Consider the following 20,215-nt stretch of genomic DNA (forward strand, 5'->3'; position numbering starts at 1 on the left):
GCGACAGACGTGTCTGAATAGGACTTCTAAGGAGCTAGAATCTCACAACGCGCCGCATCAACCAGATTCCCCATCCCGCTAGCACCAAATTACCGAGCCAGACCGCAGGGGCGGGAAACACGCCTGCCTTGGCTTGGTCGAGGCAGCCCACCAGCATGGGGTAGTAGATTAAGAGAATCGGCAGAAAACAGGCGAAAAAGCTCCCCCAGAATTCGCCGTGGCGACGGCGGATCGCCATAGGTGCGCCAATCATGACAAAGCATAGACAACTGAAGCCGTTCGCCCAGCGGCGATGTGGCTCTGTGTAGAAGCGATGTGTAGTATTTTGAGCGTTCTCGACGGCTCGACGACGGCTATGCCAATCACTTTCGGCAAGTTCGAACATTCGCCCTGTCATTATGGCATGGGAGGCATCCGCTGCCATCTCTTGTTCCATTGTTTCGATAAGCCGGGCTTGCTCTACTTTTTTTGGCCCGATTTCACGCAGAGCGTAGTTAGCAGGGCTACGCGAGTGACCTGATTCTCCTGTGAACTGGCTAAAGGAAATTGGTAGCTCCCACGATCCAGGATGAGAAATCGCACCTCCCCCTCCGAAGTCGATTTCGGCGTTTACCAATGTGAGTAAAATCCTTTCCTCAGCGGCATCCGAACGAATCTCGGCCTCGTCAGCGGTCACCGTCCAAGCAGGTTTGTCAGGGGCAGAATAAAACAGGAACGTAGGGTCAATGAGCCGTTTCCCATAGACCCGCTGGACCGTCAATTTCAATTGGTCATTGCTATAGGATCGTGTTGTACGCAACCGGCCGTAGATGATTTCTTCGAGTGATTCTAGAACCACCTTTTGCACTCCCCCGTGCCCCCAGGAGACGGCCATGTCGTTGATCCAAACTGTGGCAAAGCTCGCCAAAGTCGCCAAGATTAGCGTGGGCCAAACTAGAACCAAAGGAGAAATACCGAGTGACTTGATCGCCACAATTTCGTTGGAGGAAGAAATGCGGCCATAGATTGTCGTCGACGCCAACAGCATCGTACCTGGCACTGCAAAAAGCATCGCCTGCGGAAGCATGTAGGGCAGTAGCCGCAACAACGGTACGAGTCCCAATCCTTTTTCAACAGCCTCCTTCCCGACGAGAATAAGAAACACGATAGCCGTCATCGCAGTTAGCGTCAGCAGAAATACTGACAGCATTTCAAAAACGATATATCGCGTTAGAATGCGCATCAAGCTGGCGTTACAAATGGGCAAGGGGAGTAGTCTGCCACACTGTACCAATCCCGGCCAGACTGCGAAACGACACTTATGGCAGACTCTCCTACTCGTGCCGCCAATCGATTCAAATAGCCCTCTGCGGCAGCCGGTGGTTTCCCTGACCTACTGCCATCGGCCTAGCGACAACTACTAGAACGATTCGCCGCTTTCAGCTAGCACGCCCCCACTTAACACAGGTCAACTGTCGAATCACTTGTTCCAGGGTGCTTAGAATTGCGGAGCGCTTGCATCAACCGCCTGACGGCGCTACAGTAGGCGATCACCGCCTCTTGATAATTGCCCTGTGTGATAGCCTCATGGGCTGTATTGCGGTCACGATGAATCGTCGGCCAGTCAACTTCCCAATTGTTTTGGCCTTCGAGATCTTCCAACTGTCGCACAATGTCCCCCAACGTACCGATGCTGGCAGGACCTGGCTGGCAATCGTGCCTTCGATAGGGAGCCTTACCATGGAGTCCCAATATGGCACCTGTGTTGCAGGCACCCGGATCGGTGCTTCGTTGTGTCCAGGCAACGATCGCAGCAACAAGGAATGCAGCCAAAGCCAAAAATGCCCCCCCAAATTGATGAGTAGCCATCAAAGCCCCTGCCAAGACAGCGCTCAAAATCATCGCCATCCAAGAAAAAGGGTGAACCGACTTACGACGCATCGATCGACGAGGCGGTAATTCGGATTCTTCAGGCGGAGCAGCAAGCCCCAATTTATCTGACTCGGCAATCTCAACGACGATCGTCGTGATGTTGTCAGGCCCACCCAACAAATTGGCCAAATCGATAAGCGTTTGCGCGGCGTCTGAGAGTGGCAAGCAGCCAATGACTGCACCAATCAGCTCCGGTTTCAATGGTCCAGTAAGCCCATCACTACACAGTAGAAACCGATCACCTGTTTGAACCGAAAATGGACCCTCGACATCCACCGACACCGTTGGGTGCGGACCTAACGATCGCGTAATTACATTTTTGGGGACATACGCAGGAATCTCGTCTTCGCTAGCATGTCCAGCGGCGGCCATCTCCCAGACCAAGCTATGATCGAAAGTCAGCTGCTCAAAACAATTCCCTCTGAGCCGATAAACTCGACTATCTCCCACATGAGCTGCCAAAGCACCCTGAGGCAAGACCAACAAGCAACTGCAGGTTGTCCCCATCCCTTGGAAGTCGACGCTGTTGGAACCTTTATTGTAGATCACACTGTTGGCTTCTCGGACCGCCTCTACAATGGCCTCACTCGGCGAAACTTCCGATCGCTTGTGATAGCTGTGGGGCACGGTATCGGTCGCGAGCTTGCTGGCGAGTTCCCCCGCGGCATGAGCTCCCATCCCATCAGCCACCATGAACAAGTGCCCATGTGATTGCCACTGGCGACTCCCCTCTGCAAGGGACACCGCCATTGAATCCTGATTGCTCGACCGGCGCATACCCACATCGCTAACCGCAGTACAGCGCAGCCCCCCGATGGAGCGTTCCAACTTGCTGGAGGGGCTACTCATACGCGATGCAGATTCTCACAAAGTGCTGAACTGTTGGAGTGAAGACCTGAGAATTCTAGTAGCAGAACTTGAACGCTACCCTCCGAAGGGGATGGTAGAGGCCGCCTGGTACCAGAGAACAATCAATTCCAATCTCTTTACCTTACCTGCAGGCGATTGCCAGCAGAGCAAGCAGCCATTCTAACGACGAAATCTCAGAATTGATAGCGGGGCAGGGGGATTCAAGCAGATGGCTCGACAAAGTCGCTGTAGCTCAATTCATGCAGGCCCCCTATAGTTCCTCCCGCTTTTCTGTGCAGAATCCGCGCTCCTCGGACCACGGCATGACCAATACGGCCATAAATCCATATTTGAAGCAATTGGCTATTTGCCTTGCCCTTGTCTGCCTGGTGTTATTGCCGGGATGTGTGAGGCGTCGGCTCATGGTCCGCAGCAACCCTCCCGGTGCGATGGTCTATGTCGATAATCAACTGATTGGCACAACGCCCTGTGCTACTGATTTTATTTACTATGGCACGCGCGAAGTGCGCCTCGTGAAACCCGGGTTCGAAACGCTGACAGTAAGCCAGCCAATTCCCACGCCATGGTATGAGATTCCACCATTGGACTTTGTGAGCGAAAATCTTTGCCCCAAGAAGATTCAAGACTTTCGCACAGTCTCGTACAACCTCGTTCCACAAGTGATCGTGCCGACCGAACAACTCCTAGGCCGTGCCGAAGAGTTGCGGCGAAGCACGGAACAAGGTGCCGTGTTGCCGCCAGCAGTAATTGGTCCGCCAGGGTCTGGTGGCCCTGTCTTACCTCCTGGCGCGGCTCCCGTATTCTCCCCAGGCACGCAACCTGTGCTGACTTTGCCACCAGAATCGGAAACCCTGGTCCCCTCGGGAGCCCTCCCAGCCCCTCCAGGCTCACTCCCCTCAGGTGGACAACCGCTGGTGCCATTGCCATAAAGGAAACTACTACCGAGGCCAGATTACACGCTACTAGCACAAAGTTCTCTCCATGCCGAATTCCCCTTCTTCAGAAGTGAGTCTTATCACAGGGGGAACCGGATTGATTGGTGGCCATCTCGTCAGACGCCTGTGTACGAAAGGCCAGAAAGTGCGAGCTCTTGTCCGCACTCCAAACAAAGCGACTTGGTTGGCGGATCTTGGTGCTGAACTTTTTCAAGGGGATCTCTTCGACGCGACAAGTGTCTCCCAGGCAGTTGAAGGCGCCTCACATGTGTTCCATTGCGGCGGACTCGTTTCCGATTGGGGTTCTCGCCAGGAATTTCATAAATCCAATGTGATTGGGACCCGGAATGTCGCGAGGGCAGCGGCGGCAGCGGATGTACATTGTATGGTTCACCTCAGTTCAGCCTCAGTGTACGGCTATCCTGTAACAAACAACATCACAGAAAAAACACCTCTCTCTTCGCGCAACATTCCCTACATCGATTCTAAGATTCAAGCAGAGCAAGAAATCAGGCATGCCATCCAGGACGACGGTTTGCGAGCAACCTTGCTTCGACCGGTCATGGTCTTTGGACCAGAGTGTCAAAACTATGTCGGCGAAATTGCCAATCACCTCCGATCTGGATCCATGTTGCTCCTAGACAGCGGGCGCCACATTGCGGGGCTAGTCTATGTCGAAAATGTCGTCGATGCGATCTTGCAGGCTGCTGCGACTCCGGCGGCCCTTGGTCAATCGATGAACATTTGCGACGACTTGCCGGTCACCTGGAAGGACTATATCGACGCTTTAGCGGACGGAATTGGCGCCCGGCGTGTGCGATTTTCTTTGCCGACTCGCGTGGCGTATCCTTTGGCGATGACGATGGAAGCCGCAGCGAAAGCCCTTCGTAGCCAGAAGCGGCCTCTGCTGACTCGACTCGCCGTATTGGAACTTGGACAGCCTCAAGTTTATGATATCAGCCTGGCCCGCCGGGTACTTGGATTTTCTCCCCGTGTATCATTCGAAGATGCGATGAGCACAACTCTCGATTGGATCAACCGACACCTGTGACAGTTACAATCCTGCCAGTTCAGACCCAGTCACAACGGCGCGAATTCGTGCGCGTTGCTCGACGCATCAATGCCGACAAGCCGCTTTGGGTTCCCAACCTGGAAAGTGAATCACTCAAAGAAATCACGCCAGCAAAAAATCCCTTCTACGAACATGCCACGGCGCAGCTATTCCTGGCTTCTCACAATGGCCAAGCGGTCGGTCGCATTGCCGCGATTGAGAACCCTCGGCACAACGAGCACTGGAAAGATCGCGTAGGTTTTTTTGGACACTATGAATGCATCGATGATCTTGAAGTCAGCCAAGCGCTCTATTCGACCGCCGAACAGTGGCTCCGCGAACGCAATCTGACCAGCATGCGAGGCCCTACCAACCCAGCGATGAATACAAGTGCCGGTTTTCTATCGGGCGGATTCGAGTATACTCCCACGATTCCGATGCCATATACGCCAGCCTACTACCTCCATCAGGCAGAAGCCTACGGCTTACGGCCAGCGATGGAACTTCTTGTTTACGGCTTCAAGTTCGAAGAACATTCACAGGCAGAAAAAGACAACACCTGGGAACGGGTACAGCGCATGAGCAACTTTGTTCAAAAGCGCGCAAATGTCAGAGTTCGTACCGTGCAGATGGATGCCATCAGCGAAGAACTCGAGCACGTTCGTTCAATCTGCAACATTTCTCTGAAGGACAACTGGGGATACATTCCCATGACTCCTGCCGAACTCGAGGCGGCGCGCGATGAACTACAGGGCATCGTAGATCCCGCCTTGTTTCTGTTTGCTGAAATCGACGGGCAGCCCGAAGCGGTTTTCATCGCATGCCCCGACTACAACGAACTACTCAAGAAAATGGATGGACGTCTCTTTCCCACCGGTTGGTGGACCTATCTTCGACAGCGCCGCCACATCAAGAAACACGTCATTTATGTTTATGCTGCAACCCCCAAAGCATATGCCGTCGGAGCAGGTGCCGTGCTCTATGAGAATTTTTTCGGCGAGTGTTTGCGTCGGGGAATCGCGCATTTGGAGACAGGCTATATCTTGGATTCCAATACGAAAATGCGTAACTCGATAGAAAAATTCGGTGCTGAAATCTGGAAACGCTATCAATTGTTTGAAAAGGATTTCAAAGTCTGAATAGAGTATTACAGCTTCGTAGCATTTGATCTCTGGAAACTAATCTCGACGAGTTGCTGTTTGATTCGTTCCATTCTGGTTCAAAACGAGATACTTTGGCTTGCCACTCTTGTCGGCGACGAAAAAAAGACGGGCATCGACAGCCTTGCAATAGAATCTTGTCTCCGATTCTGGAGAGGTCTGGAGTTTTGGCTGGCCAGTCCCCTGAACCATTAAATCATCCTTTTCGAACGTGATCGTAAGGGCGAATTGTGGCGTGATCTCATAGACACCTTCGTAAGATTTAAGTACTTCCGGAGTGACTTTCGCGAGAGGCGCTGCTGCAGCTGATTCGGCATTCGCTTCGACAGCGATTTGTGTGATTTTCGCGCCGAGTTCAGTGACTTGCAAGGCGGCCGTGTTGGAAAGTATGACGACGCCAACATCGCGACTGGGCACGACAGCTAACCAAGCTGCATATCCCCCCGTCATACCGTCGAGACAGCGAGTCATGCCGTCCGGCCAAATGAGCCAGCCAAGGCCCATCGACAATCCATCTGGCATCGTTTGGTGTTTTTTATGCGAAAGCTGCAGAGCTTTCGTTAGAGGTTTGTCGTCGTCGGCAAGATTGGCAGCGATGAACTTGAGCATGTCATTGGTAGTCGAACGAATGCCCCCAGCACCAGCGAAAGTCGGCATGTCCCAATTCTTAGCTGCCCGTAGAGAAGCATCGTAGGGCGGGGCAAGCCGCCGGCGCTGCTTGCCGGAAAGCTTGACGCATGTATCGTTCATTCCGCAAGGAATTGCGATATGCTCGACTAACAACTCTTCATAGGGTGTCTTTTCTCGACCAGCCATTAGAACACCTAGTAGGCCCATGCCATACATCGAGAATTCATACTCACCGGGTGCTCGGCGCAGTTCGTGCTCTTTCAAGAAGGTATGCATTTGCCGATACGAATAGCCTGCGTACGGGTTTTTAGGATCTGCCGGCTGCAAATCGTCAGGCAACTTCGGCAGCCCCGACACGTGAGTAGCAAGATGCCCGAAAGTAATGTTTGAGAGATTCTTTATTTGTTTTCTTGCCGCTTGGGGCAAATACTTTTGCATAGGATCAGCAAGATTCACCCTGCCTTGCTCGACCAGGTCGGCGAGGATTGCTCCCGTAAAAGCCATGCTGGCCGAGCCAATTTCATAAATTGTGTCGCCGTCGGGCACGATGCCTTTGCCCTTTCTTGTTTCGCCGTAACCGATCACTTGTGTTTCGCCATCCTTATAGATTCCGACGACGAAGCCGACCGCAAGATCATCGTCGAGTAATTGCTTAGCGAGCGGATCAATCTCTGGTTTGAGATCGAAGGCACCTGCTATCGGTGAACTCGCTAGTAAGTGGATTGAGAGCAACGAGGTAATTATTCTTGAGGTTGGTCCAAATAACGACATGGTTTCATCCCTTTGGTCAGATATGATTTTTCAGATTATTCGCGGCAGTTCGTCTCAGGACTCCGTATCCGCTCGGGCTTGAGCTGCCGCCTTTATTGCCCTTCGATTTTCCGAGGTCATGGGGACTTTGTTGAGGGTGCGCGTATCGATTGGGTGGATCAGTGTTTGGACCACGAGTTGGACCGTCTCTTTGGGAGGGTGGCCCATGCGGGTGAGGATCTCGACGAGGTCTTCTTCGAATCGCTTTTGCCAGAGTTTGCCGTAGGTATTCTTGCTGAAGGCAAGGATGTCGTCGGTTAAGAGGCCGTCGATTGCGAAGAGGCGGAACCACTGGCCGTCGAGCTCGACCTCCGGTTGGGAATCTTGCCAACGCACTGCGGCAAAGGGAGATTTCTTGAGAAAGTCTGTCCCCTGTGTGGGTTGAGCTATTGCGTAGCTCCGGTTCACACTGGCCCTCACAATATCCAAGGCGGCTGTTTGGGCACTCTCGATATCGCCGTCATTCGAGGTGACTGCGATCACCATGTTCTTCTCGGGGATGAACACAACCATCGCGTACCACATCGTGTTCGAGCCGTTGTGCCAGTACTGCGCATAGGGGTGTTCCTTATTTGGTTCTTTCTTGATCCAGCCGAAGGCATAGTAGCTGAACTCGGGTGTGTGTAGCAGTTGATAAGTCTCGGTGGAAAGTAGCTTCCCCTCGCCAAGCTCACCGCGCATTTGGTCCGTTGCGTAAGTGCAAAGGTCGCTCAGGGTCATGTGAACGATGCCTGAGGGACCCATGATAGTAGTGTTATCTGCCTCGTCATCCACCGAGACTTTTCCGCCAAGAACCGCTCGGTGACCGCGCGGCTCAGGTAGCGTACGATCCGGGCTCTTCGGCGGGCCGAACCCTGCGGTGATGAGAACCAGTGGCTCATATACTTCTCGTATGACGAGATCCTTCCAGGAGGCACCGGTCACTTTCTCGGCCATCGCACTCGCTATCGTGCAGCCAACATTCGAGTAGACATACTTCTCACCTGGTGGGTATTCAGGTTGATTGGCGATTACCTCAAACACTGCCTCTCGACGTGCCAGGGTGCATTCCGGGCCGAGTGGAGGCCTTATGCGTCGTACTTCAATGGGAAAATTTGCTGGCGCGCCCGCTGTGTCCGTCAGCAGTTGTTTGAGCGTCACCGGCTTCCAGTCTTCGTGTAGGGATGCATCAGGGAAGCAATCGCCTAGGGTGTCGGTCCACTGCATCTGGCCTGACTCGACCAATCGCGCGATCATCGTGGCCGTGATCGATTTTGCGATTCCCCCCAAATGCCAGCGGTCACCGATCTCAACCGGCACGCTGCTCCCTTTCATCCGTTCCCCGTTGGCGGCAGCAGCCTCGACTTCGCCGTCGACAACGACCATGGCTGCAAGACCGACAAGGTCCTTCTCATTGCGCAGATTAGTAACCAAACCCGCTAACGATTCTCCTGCTGGGCCGATGCTTTGAGGAGGCCCTTCATAGCTGGAGTCGAATAACCCGCCCGCCAGGGCTACCACCACAAGTGTCAAGAAGCATGAAACAGCGACGAGGAACCATCGTCCGATCTTCCCCAAGCATTCGTCACTCTTGGCAAGGTTAGTCGTATCAAGTTTTTCAGGCGAATCGTCCGTTTTCTCGGTACCGAGACTGGATAATAGCGCGAGCAACTCGCGGCGTCGCGGCTCCAACTCCACGCGTACGGCGCGTTGATTGATGAAATAGAGGAAATAGAAAACCGCCAAGATAAATACAAAAACAAAGACGTTCGCATCGCTGAGAGCGTCCAACGAGTTATTAGACTTTAGCCAGGAAAGATGGGCTATGAATGCCAGCATGGGAATCGCAGGCGGCAGCAGATACCACCAGAAAACATTCCGCAGCAACCAGATTTGATCCTCCACTTCGGTCAACGAACACTCCACACACCTAAGCAGGGGATTGTCCGATGGGATGGGTTGCGGCTTGTGACGCAATCGATATATAAGGAGGAATCCAGCAATCCAAATAAGGGCCGGCACGGTCAAATACCACGTCCACGGCGAAGCCGTTGCAACGCCCATATAGATCCACACGGGCAACAACAGCAACGAGATTCCTATTTCAGCGAAATCCCGACGGTTGATGGTCGCTCGAAAATCTCGTTGGTTACGCTGCACTTGTTGGAACAACAAGTCGGCATCAACCGTGACAGGGGCCTGAGACGATTGTGCACGCCATGCCTGCTGATAAAAGTCAGGGCCCAACTGATCATCAGAATTCATGCTTGTGGCCTTTCATCAGCTCGCTCAGAGACTTCTTCGCTCGATTGAGTTTCACGCCCACGTTGCTTTCGGAGATGCCCAATACTTCAGCCATTTCTCGATAACTCAATTGATCAAGGTAAAGCAGCACCAATGCAGCATCTGTTTTCGGTAACTGATGAATAGCATTGTAAAGCTGCACGACGGTCTCTTGATATTGGACTTGCTTGACTCCATTCATCGATTCGGGTGCTAAGGCATCCACCTCCATTAGTGGTTGCTGCCTGGACCGGCGAGGCTTGTCATTTCTTTGCCAATTCATCGCGGTGTGTAAAGCCACTCGATAAAACCACGTCGCCGCGCTTGCCTTCGCTTCAAACTTCGGCAATGACCGCCAGGCCTGTAGCATGATTTCCTGTGCAAGATCCTGACATTCCTCGCTTGTAAGGGTATATGCGCGCGCAACCTTAATGACTGATGAACCATGCTCCTCAAGCCAAGTCATGAACAGCGTTTTTTGATCTTCTTCACGCAATGCAAAACCATCTTCTATAGGTATTGGTAACGCGAGCAAGTGTTGACTTACAGAATACTCAAAAAAAAGCTCGTGAAGTTGCTTTTCTCTCATTGCGCGTGCCATATCAAGCCGCGCAGTTACCAAGATAAACTTTGCATACTGTGTGCGGAGACTCACCAATTAGATGAACGGCACCCGAAATAGCCTCTTTGAAAGGAGGCAGAAAAGAAAATGCTATGCTCGCCGCATATTAACTTCGACAACGAAATAGCCGAGTAGTTGGCATCGTTAGCAAGGAACGATTGCGGGCCTTCGAAAGAAGGCACGCTCAGTAGCAAAACGCCAACATATAAAACTCCCACCCCGTTAGCGTACTGATAAACAATTGCAAACCAAGCAACACGAGCCAGAACACATAAGTGGGACCAAACTCGCAAGGACCAGGCGGTGAAGGAATCTTGTTCAAAGCATTAAGAAACAATACGAGCCAGATCAAAGCCGTAATGGTTAGGAATGCGAGGTGGATCGTCAGTGTCATGTAAGTAATGCGAGGGATGGCATCCGCTTCTACACCGACTCGCGTCCGCCAGTCATAGGCAAAGAACTCAAACGCAAACAAGCCGACGGCAACAGCAAACATACCAGTAACAATTAACTGCAACCGTTTGTGAGCCTGGTAGTCATGGCGAACCAACAGCAGCAGCAAACTGTGAATGAATAGCGGAATGACAGCCAACTCGAGTAGAAATGCAACGTCATAGGCCAACGAAGCACGAGATCCAAGGAAACCCTCAATGCCATGATAGTCCATAGATGATCTGAGTCCGGTTCACATTCGCAGGGCGAATTCGCTACAAGGGGAGGGCGGTTCACGATGAGAGTGCCCTGGGATGTGCCTATAATCTAACAGATCTCAGTTTTCTCGAAACTGGCGTTGGCCACGATTCCTCAGGAAAAACTTGAACTGGTCCAGTTATTGACTCCCTAATCTGGTTTTCTAGAATGCTGTCGGATGCAACGTACTGCCAGAGGCTTACCATTTCGACAAGATTGTGCGCAGGTCCTGTGAGCAAGTTCACTTTCCCCTCCCAAAGGAAACGTACTTGACTAGACCCAATATTTTAGGAGAGAGAAAACTGGACCTGTCCTCATTTTCCCTGGCGCAAGAGTTTGGCACCCCGCTGTACGTCTACGACTCATGCATCATTAAAGAACGGATCCGTGAGTTTGCGGCGTTCGATGTAGTGCGGTTTGCCCAAAAGGCGTGCTCTAACTTGGCGATTCTTGATCTGATGCGTCGCACCGGTGTGTTGGTGGATGCTGTTAGCGCAGGAGAGATTCGGCGGGCTCTCGCTGCCGGCTATCTGCCTGCTAGAGGCGAACATCCGGAGATCGTCTATACAGCCGACATCTTTGACCGCGAAGCACTTGATCTAGTCGTCGAGCACAGCCTTCCGGTCAACTGCGGATCGCCTGTGATGATCGACCAACTTGGCGAGCGGAGCCCTGGGTGCGGAGTCACGTTGCGGATTAATCCTGGGTTCGGGCATGGACATAGTCAAAAAACCAATACCGGCGGCGCTGGCTCCAAGCATGGAATCTGGCATACTCAAGTTGCTGAGTGTATCGAGCGAGGGGCCAGATATGGCATTACCGTCACTGGGCTCCACATGCACATTGGGTCGGGTACCGACATGGAGCACCTAAGCCAAGTCTGTCATGCCATGGAAACAACCGCCCTAGAAGTCGGTCCAACTCTCCGATCGATCAGCGCAGGAGGAGGTCTCTCGGTTCCCTATCGAGAAGGTGAACAGCGGGTCGATGTTGCCGCCTATTTTGAGATGTGGGATGCGACTCGCCAAAAGCTCGCTTCATTGCTCGGTATCCCGCTCACATTAGAAATCGAGCCGGGACGCTATCTGGTCGCTGAAGCTGGCAGGCTGCTGACTGAACTTCGCGCCGTTAAACAAATGGGTGAGAATCTCTACTATCTGGTCGACGCGGGATTCAATAACCTTGCACGACCGATTCTCTATGGGGCTTACCATCCTATGAAGATCTATCAGCGAGACCATCAGTCGAACAAGCTCGTTGATGTCGTGGTGGGAGGACCCCTGTGCGAATCAGGCGATATCTTTACCCAGGAAGAGGGCGGTTTCGTGAGCACTCGGCGGCTAACCGAGGCTCAAGTTGGCGATCTGCTCGAAATCGGCTGTGCAGGTGCCTACGGTGCAGTGATGGGAAGCAACTACAACACGAAACCGCTGGCAGCCGAAGTCCTTGTCGAAGATTCAACTGCCCACCTGATCCGCGCCCGGCAATCGTTTGAAGAAATCATTCGAGGGGAAAGAATTCCCACTTCGTAGTAGCTCCTCTCTGCCTGAGAGGACTTCTAAGGAAAGTGATGTTTCGCAAGTAGAACCTATTTCAATGGCACTTCGCGATTTTTGGGGATAATCCCTCGTGCCACTCGTGCCGGATCTCGGGCCAACTTGTCGGTCAACACCCAGATATTGTCCAAAATCTGACGAATGCGTCGTTGGATTTGATTATCATTGATCAAGCACCGTACGTCGGTGATCGCTGCCGTTGCCTCATTAATCGTCCTACCCAAGCGGTCATAGAGTTCGCGATCACGGAGCAAGAGCCCAACCGTTCCCTCGCTGGCGTTTACGCTCTTGACCAATAATGCCGCCTCCTCGAATAGGACACCCAGATTATCGATACTCCCTTCAAGTCGATTGACCAATTCCGGTCCGCGATCCCCCAAGGGACCGGTGAGCCCCTGCAAGTTCTGCAGGTTCCTATCAGCAGAAGCCAGCGTCCGTTCAAGCACCTGAAGGATCTGCCGGGCATCGGCCACTACCGAAGGCAACTGGGACAGCCCGCGTTTGAGCTCGTCCTTAAACTGCTCGTCACCCAATACATCTTCTACGTCGATCATCACACGATTGAAATTTGCCAGAGCTGAATCGGCGTTTGCCATCATCCGGTTAACTCGTTCAGTGTCAGTGTCCCCCAGCACGGCATTGAGTTTGTCAGCCAGTTGAGCAACCTCCTCACCCGCAGATCCGAGCGATTGAATCGTAACCTTGAGGTCTCCTTGAAGGTTCGCAATCAGATCAAGCGGGCTTGGATTGTAGAAACCACGCAAGGGAGGTCCCCCCGGCTGAACAATCTGCGCCGAAGCCTGACCACTGGCAGGTGCAAATTCGATTACAGCATCACCAATCAGCGATGTCTGGATGCGAGCAACTTCGTTCGTTTTCAAGTGTTTGTCGTCGTCAATGTTGAGTGTGATCAAAGCACCTGAATCGGTATCCTCGACCTTATCTACTCGACCAATAAGAATGCCGCGTCGACGGACCGGTGTGTCTGGTGCGACCCCAGGGGCCTGATCCACGAGCAACTGCAACTGATAGTGATGGCTGAATGGAGACCAGGTTAAGTCACTGCTCATCAAGGTCAAGACAACCGAAGCGATGCCGGTGAAAAACACCATCGCCCCAACACGGAATTTCTTTGTTCGCTCATCCATCACACTACCTCCTCAGCAAGTTCGTTCATTTCCATCAACCGGTCCCCCGCCTCGCCGCGAATGAATTGAGTCACGCGCCGATCCTTTGCGCCCTCAATTTCCTCGGGAGTCCCGTCAAATAGTATTTGCGGTTCGTTCTCCGCAAGTCTGGTGAGCGGGTAGAGCATCACAATCCGGTCAGCCACTTTCTGCGCTGTCTTCATGTCGTGGGTAACAATGATGCTTGTCACGGCATTTTTCTTGCGAGTGCGCATCATCAATTCATTGATCACGTCACTCACAATTGGATCCAGTCCAGTGGTCGGTTCGTCGTAGAGTAGCACCTCGGGATTCATGACCAGAGCTCGCGCTAGACCAACCCTTTTGCGCATCCCGCCCGATAACTCCGCTGGATGCTTTCGTAGCACGGCAGTGGGGAGCCCCACTTCTGCAAGCCGAGCTAACATCGCTTCGTCATGACTTGCTCGCTGCTCAGGGTGATGTTGTCTCAAAGGAAACGAAATATTCTCGGCCACGGTCATGCTGTCGAACAAAGCGGCATTTTGAAACACAAACCCGAATCGGGTTCGTTGCCGCGTCAGTTCCTGGTCCGTGAGTTGATCGATACGCTGTCCATCAAACTTCACGAATCCACTTGTCGGCCGCACCAAACCGATTATCGTCTTCAGCAAGACTGTCTTGCCGCAACCACTCTCGCCAATGATCGCCAGTGTCTGGCCAGCGGGTACGGAGAGCGAAATATCGCGCAGCACAACCTGTCGTCCGAATCTGACGTTGAGCTTGTCGATCTCAATGATTGTGTTCGAATCTGCCATTACCCGTTGAGCAACATGGGACTAGTTGGCCAGAGATAGGAATAGATGTTGTCCAGCATGATGCTCAGAAACAGGTCGAGGACAATGATCACAACGAAAGATTGAACGAAAGCACTCGTCGCAGCCTGTCCCACACCTTCGGCCCCTGCTTTGCAGTGAAAGCCCCGGTAGCAACTTACCAATCCAATCGTTGCACCGAAAAAGATGCTCTTGATCACACCGTAGATCAAATCCCAGGTTTCGACATAGGTCTTAGAGTTGGCAGAGTAGTGGTGAACATCGATATCCAACAAGAAGACACAATAGGCCGCCCCACCAACCACACCCATGAACACGGCCATGATCGTGAGTGAGGGAATCAACAAGAGGCAACTTAAAAATCGTGGCACGACAAGATATTGAATAGGATTGGCTCCCATGCTCGACAAGGCGTCAATCTGCTCGGTCACTCGCATCGTGCCAAGTTCCGCCGCCATTGCACTACCGACGCGACCTGCAAGCATCGTGGCAGCAAGCACAGGTCCTAGTTCACGAAACATTGTGCGGTTGATCACGCCACCTAGTTGCGTTTCCAGGCCAAAGGCGCGAAACTGCGAATAGGACTGCACGGCGAGCACCATCCCGATGAAGGTCCCCGTCAGGGCCACCACCGGCAAACTCATCACGCCGATCTGATACATGTTCGAGTAGAGAGAATCCCTGCTCGGCAGGCGAGCAACAAGCCAGCGAATCGTTTGCCATGCGAAGAGCGTCATGTCTCCCAGGGTCTCAAACGAGCGCAGCACGACTCCCCCCAAATCCACAAAGGGATCTTTTAGCGCCGCAAACACCCCACGGCGTGGCCGCGGCGAGTATTCTATACCTGTTGACATAAATGCCTACCAATTTCCACATAGCCGTCGGCGGAAGCCGATGGCTCTCACTTGGCCCCGAGATCTTTAACACTAGGCGCGCACCACGACTCATAACTCTGTTTCGACTGGGAGGAGATTGCCACTTGAGCAAAGCTTGTCAATGAAACATTGTTAGCAAGCTGGGGGAAGATTAGCGGCGCCAGCGTACGCCGCCTTTGACAGAAAGGAACCGGTTGGCCCTGCGAGGGATGCCAACCGGTTCCTCAGCTTCTAGTCCTGCTCGTTGTTGCCCGTAACGGGATAAGTAGCGTCCTACACCGACGCACTGTGACGAGAGGCAACGCCTGGGTCAGAGCTACGCCTTCAAGATGCGGGAGAGAAGACTTTGCCACTGCGTGCCTGGCGGACTGGTATAAGAGTAATGCACACCGCGTACCAAATCGTGAAAGACTCACGAAGTCTGCGAAATAAGCACCGATCATAATGGTGCGATAGCACTGCGAGTTGCAAGTCTTACAAGATCGGGTTCGGGGACGACCCGGCTCACTTTCCTTCATTGCTCTATTTTTTGCTGATTCCTCAGCACACTTGCTAGCATAGCTTCGAACACGAGATGCACTTGTTCAAACTCACGATCCTCAGCCTGAGATATTACTAGGAAGTTATATTCAGGGGACTCAATTCCTCTGATCCAACATGTGCTAGTCAAATCGAGAGAGAAGAAGTTGACTGTGTAGCCTTCAATCAAGTTTCCTTCCAGGATTTCGTTAGTCGGTTCGACATCAAGGTCCTGGTAGACGCTCCGCAATGCCGCCAATGCTTCGTCGAACAGCGGTTCCAACTCCGTTCCGGGGGGGTGTATGCTCAATTGCCAGAAAGCCGTGTGGGGGCTCGAAACCACCACTTGGCTAGTTGCAGACAGATCCTCCTGAATCTCGACAGACCAATTCTCAGGATATTCAAATCGAATGCCGAGATTATCAAAGGTAGCGGGCATGAAAATAGAGGTTAGTGGCTGATGGTTCGAGGCTAGAGTGAGCAGAAGGGCTTGGTTGTCTGGTTCATCACATCGTTTTCACAATGCACTACTTTCTCAAGTGCTAGCACCCAATTCTATCACCCTCTATTGCTAAGTACCACTGCCGTTGCCAACCAAAAGCCATGCTTGCTACGATTCCGAACCACTTGTCCTTTCCAATTCCTCAATTGGGCAAAAGGTGCGTTTGACTTCTCGGCAGACATCGCTGGTTTCTCTTTGCTGCGCTCTTGCGTTTGCCGTGGGTGGCTGCGCGCTGGGCAAGAAGAATCTCGTTCCCGAATCCGTTGCCACCTGCCGAGAACTTTCGCGCGAAGGGGTGAGCGCCATGGAAACCGGACAGTGGAGTCGCGCGCAAACCCTTCTCTCTGATGCAGTCGAAGCCAGCCCCAGCGACGCCGAAGCACGACGTAATCTTGCCGAGGCTTTGTGGCAACAAGGCTCATATCGCGATGCCGTCGTTCACATGGAAACTGCCGTCCAAATCGACCCACGTCACGTACCTACGATCGTCCGTTCTGGAGAGATGCTCCTCGCGGTCGGTGCAACGGATAAAGCCATGCAACGTGCCGAAGAAGCGATCAAGCTCGATGCCACTCTTTCGGGCAGTTGGGCACTGCGGGGTCGCGTCTATCGCCAACGCGGCGAACTCGAACGTGGCCTAGCCGATATGCAACAATCGCTGCGATTCTCACCACATGATACTGGCGCGCTGCTGGAAGTGGCTCAGATCCAGCACGAGCTCGGCAATCCGCAGCGCAGCTTGTCGACGTTACACTATCTGCTCGACATCTATCCCCCTGGCGAGGAACCACAGCAAGTATTGTGGCTCGAAGGTTTGGCCTACGACTCCCTGGGGAGACATCAAGAGGCCGTCGAAAGTCTCTACGCTGCCAGTCTGTGTGGGGAACCTCCCGCCGAACTACTATTCCAACTTGCTCAAGCAGAACAAGCTGTTGGCCAGCGTGATGCAGCGGCAAATACGTTGCAACGAGCAATTGCGATCGATGCTGGACATCAGCCGAGCCGCATAATGCTCACCCAACTGCAAGAACTTGAGAGTGTCGCCGGCCAACCCATTCTCCGTCGCTAGTCAAATATAATCGTTGCAACCGACACGACTCGAACTCGGCCCAGAATCCCCTCGGAAGGTTGGCGCCTCCTTGGATAGCGTAAGGTATGTTTCAGTGGCTTCGCCTCCTACCTACAAACTAACCTGCCAGGAACGTGCCCATGTCCGCAATTGCCGAAATCGCCAATCCAACCGAGTTTATTGACCGCCGCGCTTCTTATGAGAACGGGTCTGCTCCCGATCGGGAACGGCGCCAGTTTGCCAACAGTCATTCAGAGCTTTCGCCACCGGCTGCCGAATTAGCCCGTTCCATTGATCAATACAAATTGGTCCATCGTCGCCGTTTTATTGATTTCGAAGAGATGCTAGGCATCATCAAATCACTTGGCTACAGCAAATAGCCTTGTCGAAACACTACAGACGACTCGACTGATAACCCTCGCCGGGAGGTGAGGGTTTTTCTTTGATTTCGAAGACCGAGTCTTTCTAAGTCGCCCGCAGGAATGCCATTCGCAATTCGCGCCCCGTGACGAAACCTACTGTCTTGCCGTCTTTGCTCGTCACGTGTCCCAAAGCATCATCTGCCTGGCCTAGTTTGCGTAACGCGGCCAGACATGACATGTTCTCTCTCAATTCCACCATTGGCAACGGCTCAGGCAGAGTCGGAGAATCGCTCAGATAGAGATCCATCATTCGCAGATAACCTACCAATTGACGCTTGTTCTGCGGATCCTCCACGGGCAATAACGCCCGATGGTGGTGCTGGGCGATCCGCAGCACATCGCTCTTGCTCATTGTGGTGGTCACTCGCACCACGCGACCCTGGTGCAACACAATCGTCTTAAGCGGCAGCCCCGCAACCGCCAACATCGCTTGGGCCAGCGTTTGTTGAGCGGGCCTCAAGATACCAGCTTCATGTCCCTCGGTGATCAACTCCGCCAGCTCACGCCGGGCCAGCCGTAGTCGCAACTCTTGTGGAGAACGACGGGTCACGAATTGCACGGTGCGACTAAATGCCCACAACAAAGCTGTCACCGGAAAAAAAAGAACCGTACAACCCAACAACGGGGCAGTGCACCGTTTCAACAGCCTATTGGGCGCATCATAGAAGATGTTTTTCGGTAAAAGTTCCCCTAACAAGAAAACCACAGGAGCAAGAACAATGGGCCCTAGAACATCAACAAGCGTACCCCCTTTGGGAAAAAGTCGTTGGGAGCCAATCACGACGCTTAGCGAAACCAGATAGTTGGCCAAATTGTTTCCTACCAACGTCGTACCTACAAACACCGTCGGCTGGTTGCCAAGCCACAGCAGAGCCTTTGAGTTCCAGTTCCCAGCTAGTGCTTCAATCGCCAATCTTACGCGTGTAATGCGATAAAAGCCGGTCTCACATCCGCTAAAAAAGGCACTCAACGACACCCCCAAGAAAAACAAGAAAACAGCAACTATCATTGTCCCTCCTCCGAGTGTTGGAAAAGTTCCAATTCTAAAAGCATCTTCGGTTGACTTTCCAGCACGCGAAACCGAAATGGAGGCCAAGCTACCTCGTCTCCAACATCGGGCAATCGCTGGAGCACTTCCTGCAAGACACCCGCCACGGTTGTGCTCTTGCATTTGGGGAGAGTCACTTCAAAGAACCGACTTAGCCGTCGCATGCTTGTCATGCCTGTAACTTGCCACAAATTCTCACCCATAGGATGTATCGACGCGGTGGCCAGCATCCGTGCACTGCGACTCGAATCGTCTTCAAAAACCGTATGCAGCAAATCTTCGAGTGTAACGATACCAATCGTCTCACCGAATTCATTAACGACTGCTGCTACCTCCCGGTCTTCCGCGTTCAAGGTGTCGAATACGGAGGCAACTGTGGCGCACCAAGGCACGTAAACCACTGGCTTGGCGAAATGCTCTAGATTGTTTCGCGGAATCGTCGAAAGCAGTTTCAAGGCAATCGCACCAGCAATCTCTTCACTCTCTGGCTCTGTAACGAGCAAGTATCCACTCCGAGGAAACTCCCCCCCCAAATCAGTCAATTGAACCGGCGGCGCAAATTTCTGGTACAGAGTACGTGGACGCATCAACTCTTCTGCCGTCAGATCTGACAGTAGCACAATATTCTGCAAAGCCGAGCGCTCCTGAGCAGCAAGTTCCTCATCGGGCGTCGAGATAGAGATCGCTTGCTCCAAGTCGGCCAACTCCAAGTATTGTTCTTTCTGGAAATGTGGAAACAACAGACGTCGTAACGCATGGTTGACTGCCGAAAACATCGGAGAAAGCGGACGGAAAACTCGCACGGCCACCGTCAACGGAAAACTCACGATACTCGACACGAATCGTGGCGCAAGAACCCCAATCGTCTTCGGCAACATCTCGCCAAAAATAATCAGGCCAAGCAGTGCAACGAAAGCCACCAATCCCGCCTCGGCATGATGACGTTCGCTTTGGAGTCGAATACTAACCACCGACGCGATAGCGAAATACCCGATGTTCAAGATTAGATTCCAGAACAGAATCGCCATCAACAACTGTTCTGGATGTGCTAGTAGTCTCACAGCAACCCGCTGAAGGTGAGTCCCTCGCTTGAGTTGCCGACGATCCTCAGGTTGAAGGGAGAAGAGCGCTGCCTCACTACAAGAAAAGAATCCCGATGCGACAATGATCAACGCCATCGCGGCAAAAGCAGGACCAAAATTCTGGAGCAGAGTCACTGAAAGTTCTCACGCAAAGCAAATGGATCTAGCAATCAATCTGAGGGTCAAGCGACCAAGTTAGAACTATGTATCTCTTGAGTCT

Annotated in this window: 18 protein-coding genes; 6 read left to right on the plus strand and 12 right to left on the minus strand. The window is 52.7% G+C overall.

Annotation, left to right across the window (positions count from 1 at the left end):
* Positions 1-34: 34 nt before the first annotated feature.
* Entirely contained in the window at positions 35-1,222 is a 1,188-nt protein-coding gene (locus tag Pr1d_RS00890; RefSeq protein ID WP_148071741.1) for an LptF/LptG family permease, read from the minus strand.
* A 215-nt stretch (positions 1,223-1,437) separates the two neighbouring features.
* Positions 1,438-2,760 (minus strand): protein phosphatase 2C domain-containing protein, encoded by a 1,323-nt coding sequence (locus tag Pr1d_RS00895; RefSeq protein WP_148071742.1) that lies wholly within the window; start codon positions 2,758-2,760, stop codon positions 1,438-1,440.
* A 323-nt stretch (positions 2,761-3,083) separates the two neighbouring features.
* On the opposite strand from Pr1d_RS00895, the gene Pr1d_RS00900 reads away from it, so the two are divergent.
* The 3 genes from Pr1d_RS00900 to Pr1d_RS00910 are packed head-to-tail and all read left to right on the plus strand — an operon-like array spanning position 3,084 to position 5,906.
* Positions 3,084-3,710, plus strand: coding sequence for a PEGA domain-containing protein (locus Pr1d_RS00900; protein WP_148071743.1), 627 nt, complete (start codon positions 3,084-3,086; stop codon positions 3,708-3,710).
* A 52-nt stretch (positions 3,711-3,762) separates the two neighbouring features.
* Positions 3,763-4,767, plus strand: coding sequence for an NAD-dependent epimerase/dehydratase family protein (locus Pr1d_RS00905; protein ID WP_148071744.1), 1,005 nt, complete (start codon positions 3,763-3,765; stop codon positions 4,765-4,767).
* Complete coding sequence (locus Pr1d_RS00910; RefSeq protein ID WP_148071745.1) at positions 4,764-5,906, plus strand: GNAT family N-acetyltransferase; 1,143 nt, start codon at positions 4,764-4,766, stop codon at positions 5,904-5,906. The genes Pr1d_RS00905 and Pr1d_RS00910 overlap by 4 nt, the downstream gene beginning before the upstream one ends.
* Before the next feature lie 39 nt (positions 5,907-5,945).
* Here Pr1d_RS00910 and Pr1d_RS00915 read toward each other — a convergent pair whose 3' ends face one another.
* The 4 genes from Pr1d_RS00915 to Pr1d_RS00930 all read right to left on the minus strand — a co-directional run bounded on the left by Pr1d_RS00915 (position 5,946) and on the right by Pr1d_RS00930 (position 10,918).
* Complete coding sequence (locus Pr1d_RS00915) at positions 5,946-7,328, minus strand: serine hydrolase (RefSeq protein WP_148071746.1); 1,383 nt, start codon at positions 7,326-7,328, stop codon at positions 5,946-5,948.
* A 54-nt stretch (positions 7,329-7,382) separates the two neighbouring features.
* Positions 7,383-9,611, minus strand: a complete 2,229-nt coding sequence (locus Pr1d_RS00920) for a serine hydrolase domain-containing protein (protein WP_148071747.1) — start codon at positions 9,609-9,611, stop codon at positions 7,383-7,385.
* Entirely contained in the window at positions 9,601-10,230 is a 630-nt protein-coding gene (locus Pr1d_RS00925; protein WP_238476609.1) for an RNA polymerase sigma factor, read from the minus strand. Before Pr1d_RS00925 ends, Pr1d_RS00920 begins: the two co-directional genes overlap by 11 nt.
* A 205-nt stretch (positions 10,231-10,435) precedes the next feature.
* Positions 10,436-10,918 carry a hypothetical protein gene (locus Pr1d_RS00930; RefSeq protein WP_148071748.1) on the minus strand — a complete coding sequence of 161 codons (483 nt, stop codon included), beginning with the start codon at positions 10,916-10,918 and terminating at the stop codon, positions 10,436-10,438.
* A gap of 292 nt (positions 10,919-11,210) precedes the next feature.
* On the opposite strand from Pr1d_RS00930, the gene lysA reads away from it, so the two are divergent.
* The gene (lysA, locus tag Pr1d_RS00935; RefSeq protein ID WP_148071749.1) at positions 11,211-12,473 is read left to right on the plus strand and encodes a diaminopimelate decarboxylase; all 1,263 of its coding nucleotides are present in this window, start codon (positions 11,211-11,213) and stop codon (positions 12,471-12,473) included.
* A gap of 56 nt (positions 12,474-12,529) precedes the next feature.
* Here the strand turns inward: lysA and Pr1d_RS00940 are convergent, their stop codons facing one another.
* The 4 genes from Pr1d_RS00940 to Pr1d_RS00955 all read right to left on the minus strand — a co-directional run bounded on the left by Pr1d_RS00940 (position 12,530) and on the right by Pr1d_RS00955 (position 16,311).
* Positions 12,530-13,645, minus strand: coding sequence for an MlaD family protein (locus Pr1d_RS00940; protein ID WP_148071750.1), 1,116 nt, complete (start codon positions 13,643-13,645; stop codon positions 12,530-12,532).
* The gene (locus Pr1d_RS00945; protein ID WP_148071751.1) at positions 13,645-14,460 is read right to left on the minus strand and encodes an ABC transporter ATP-binding protein; all 816 of its coding nucleotides are present in this window, start codon (positions 14,458-14,460) and stop codon (positions 13,645-13,647) included. The genes Pr1d_RS00940 and Pr1d_RS00945 overlap by 1 nt, the downstream gene beginning before the upstream one ends.
* Positions 14,460-15,332, minus strand: a complete 873-nt coding sequence (locus tag Pr1d_RS00950; protein ID WP_148071752.1) for an MlaE family ABC transporter permease — start codon at positions 15,330-15,332, stop codon at positions 14,460-14,462. The genes Pr1d_RS00945 and Pr1d_RS00950 overlap by 1 nt, the downstream gene beginning before the upstream one ends.
* Before the next feature lie 535 nt (positions 15,333-15,867).
* Positions 15,868-16,311: a hypothetical protein gene (locus Pr1d_RS00955; protein WP_148071753.1), complete on the minus strand. Its 444-nt coding sequence runs from the start codon at positions 16,309-16,311 to the stop codon at positions 15,868-15,870.
* Positions 16,312-16,459: 148 nt separating this feature from the next.
* Here Pr1d_RS00955 and Pr1d_RS00960 point away from each other — a divergent pair, with 148 nt between their 5' ends.
* The gene (locus Pr1d_RS00960; RefSeq protein ID WP_148071754.1) at positions 16,460-17,443 is read left to right on the plus strand and encodes a tetratricopeptide repeat protein; all 984 of its coding nucleotides are present in this window, start codon (positions 16,460-16,462) and stop codon (positions 17,441-17,443) included.
* 140 nt (positions 17,444-17,583) lie between these two features.
* Complete coding sequence (locus tag Pr1d_RS00965; protein ID WP_148071755.1) at positions 17,584-17,823, plus strand: hypothetical protein; 240 nt, start codon at positions 17,584-17,586, stop codon at positions 17,821-17,823.
* Positions 17,824-17,908: 85 nt separating this feature from the next.
* Here the strand turns inward: Pr1d_RS00965 and Pr1d_RS00970 are convergent, their stop codons facing one another.
* The gene (locus tag Pr1d_RS00970) at positions 17,909-18,874 is read right to left on the minus strand and encodes a CNNM domain-containing protein (protein ID WP_148071756.1); all 966 of its coding nucleotides are present in this window, start codon (positions 18,872-18,874) and stop codon (positions 17,909-17,911) included.
* Positions 18,871-20,130 carry a CNNM domain-containing protein gene (locus Pr1d_RS00975; protein WP_148071757.1) on the minus strand — a complete coding sequence of 420 codons (1,260 nt, stop codon included), beginning with the start codon at positions 20,128-20,130 and terminating at the stop codon, positions 18,871-18,873. Before Pr1d_RS00975 ends, Pr1d_RS00970 begins: the two co-directional genes overlap by 4 nt.
* Positions 20,131-20,215: the final 85 nt, after the last annotated feature.

Source organism: Bythopirellula goksoeyrii (genome assembly GCF_008065115.1).
Classification (GTDB): Bacteria; Planctomycetota; Planctomycetia; order Pirellulales; family Lacipirellulaceae; genus Bythopirellula; species Bythopirellula goksoeyrii.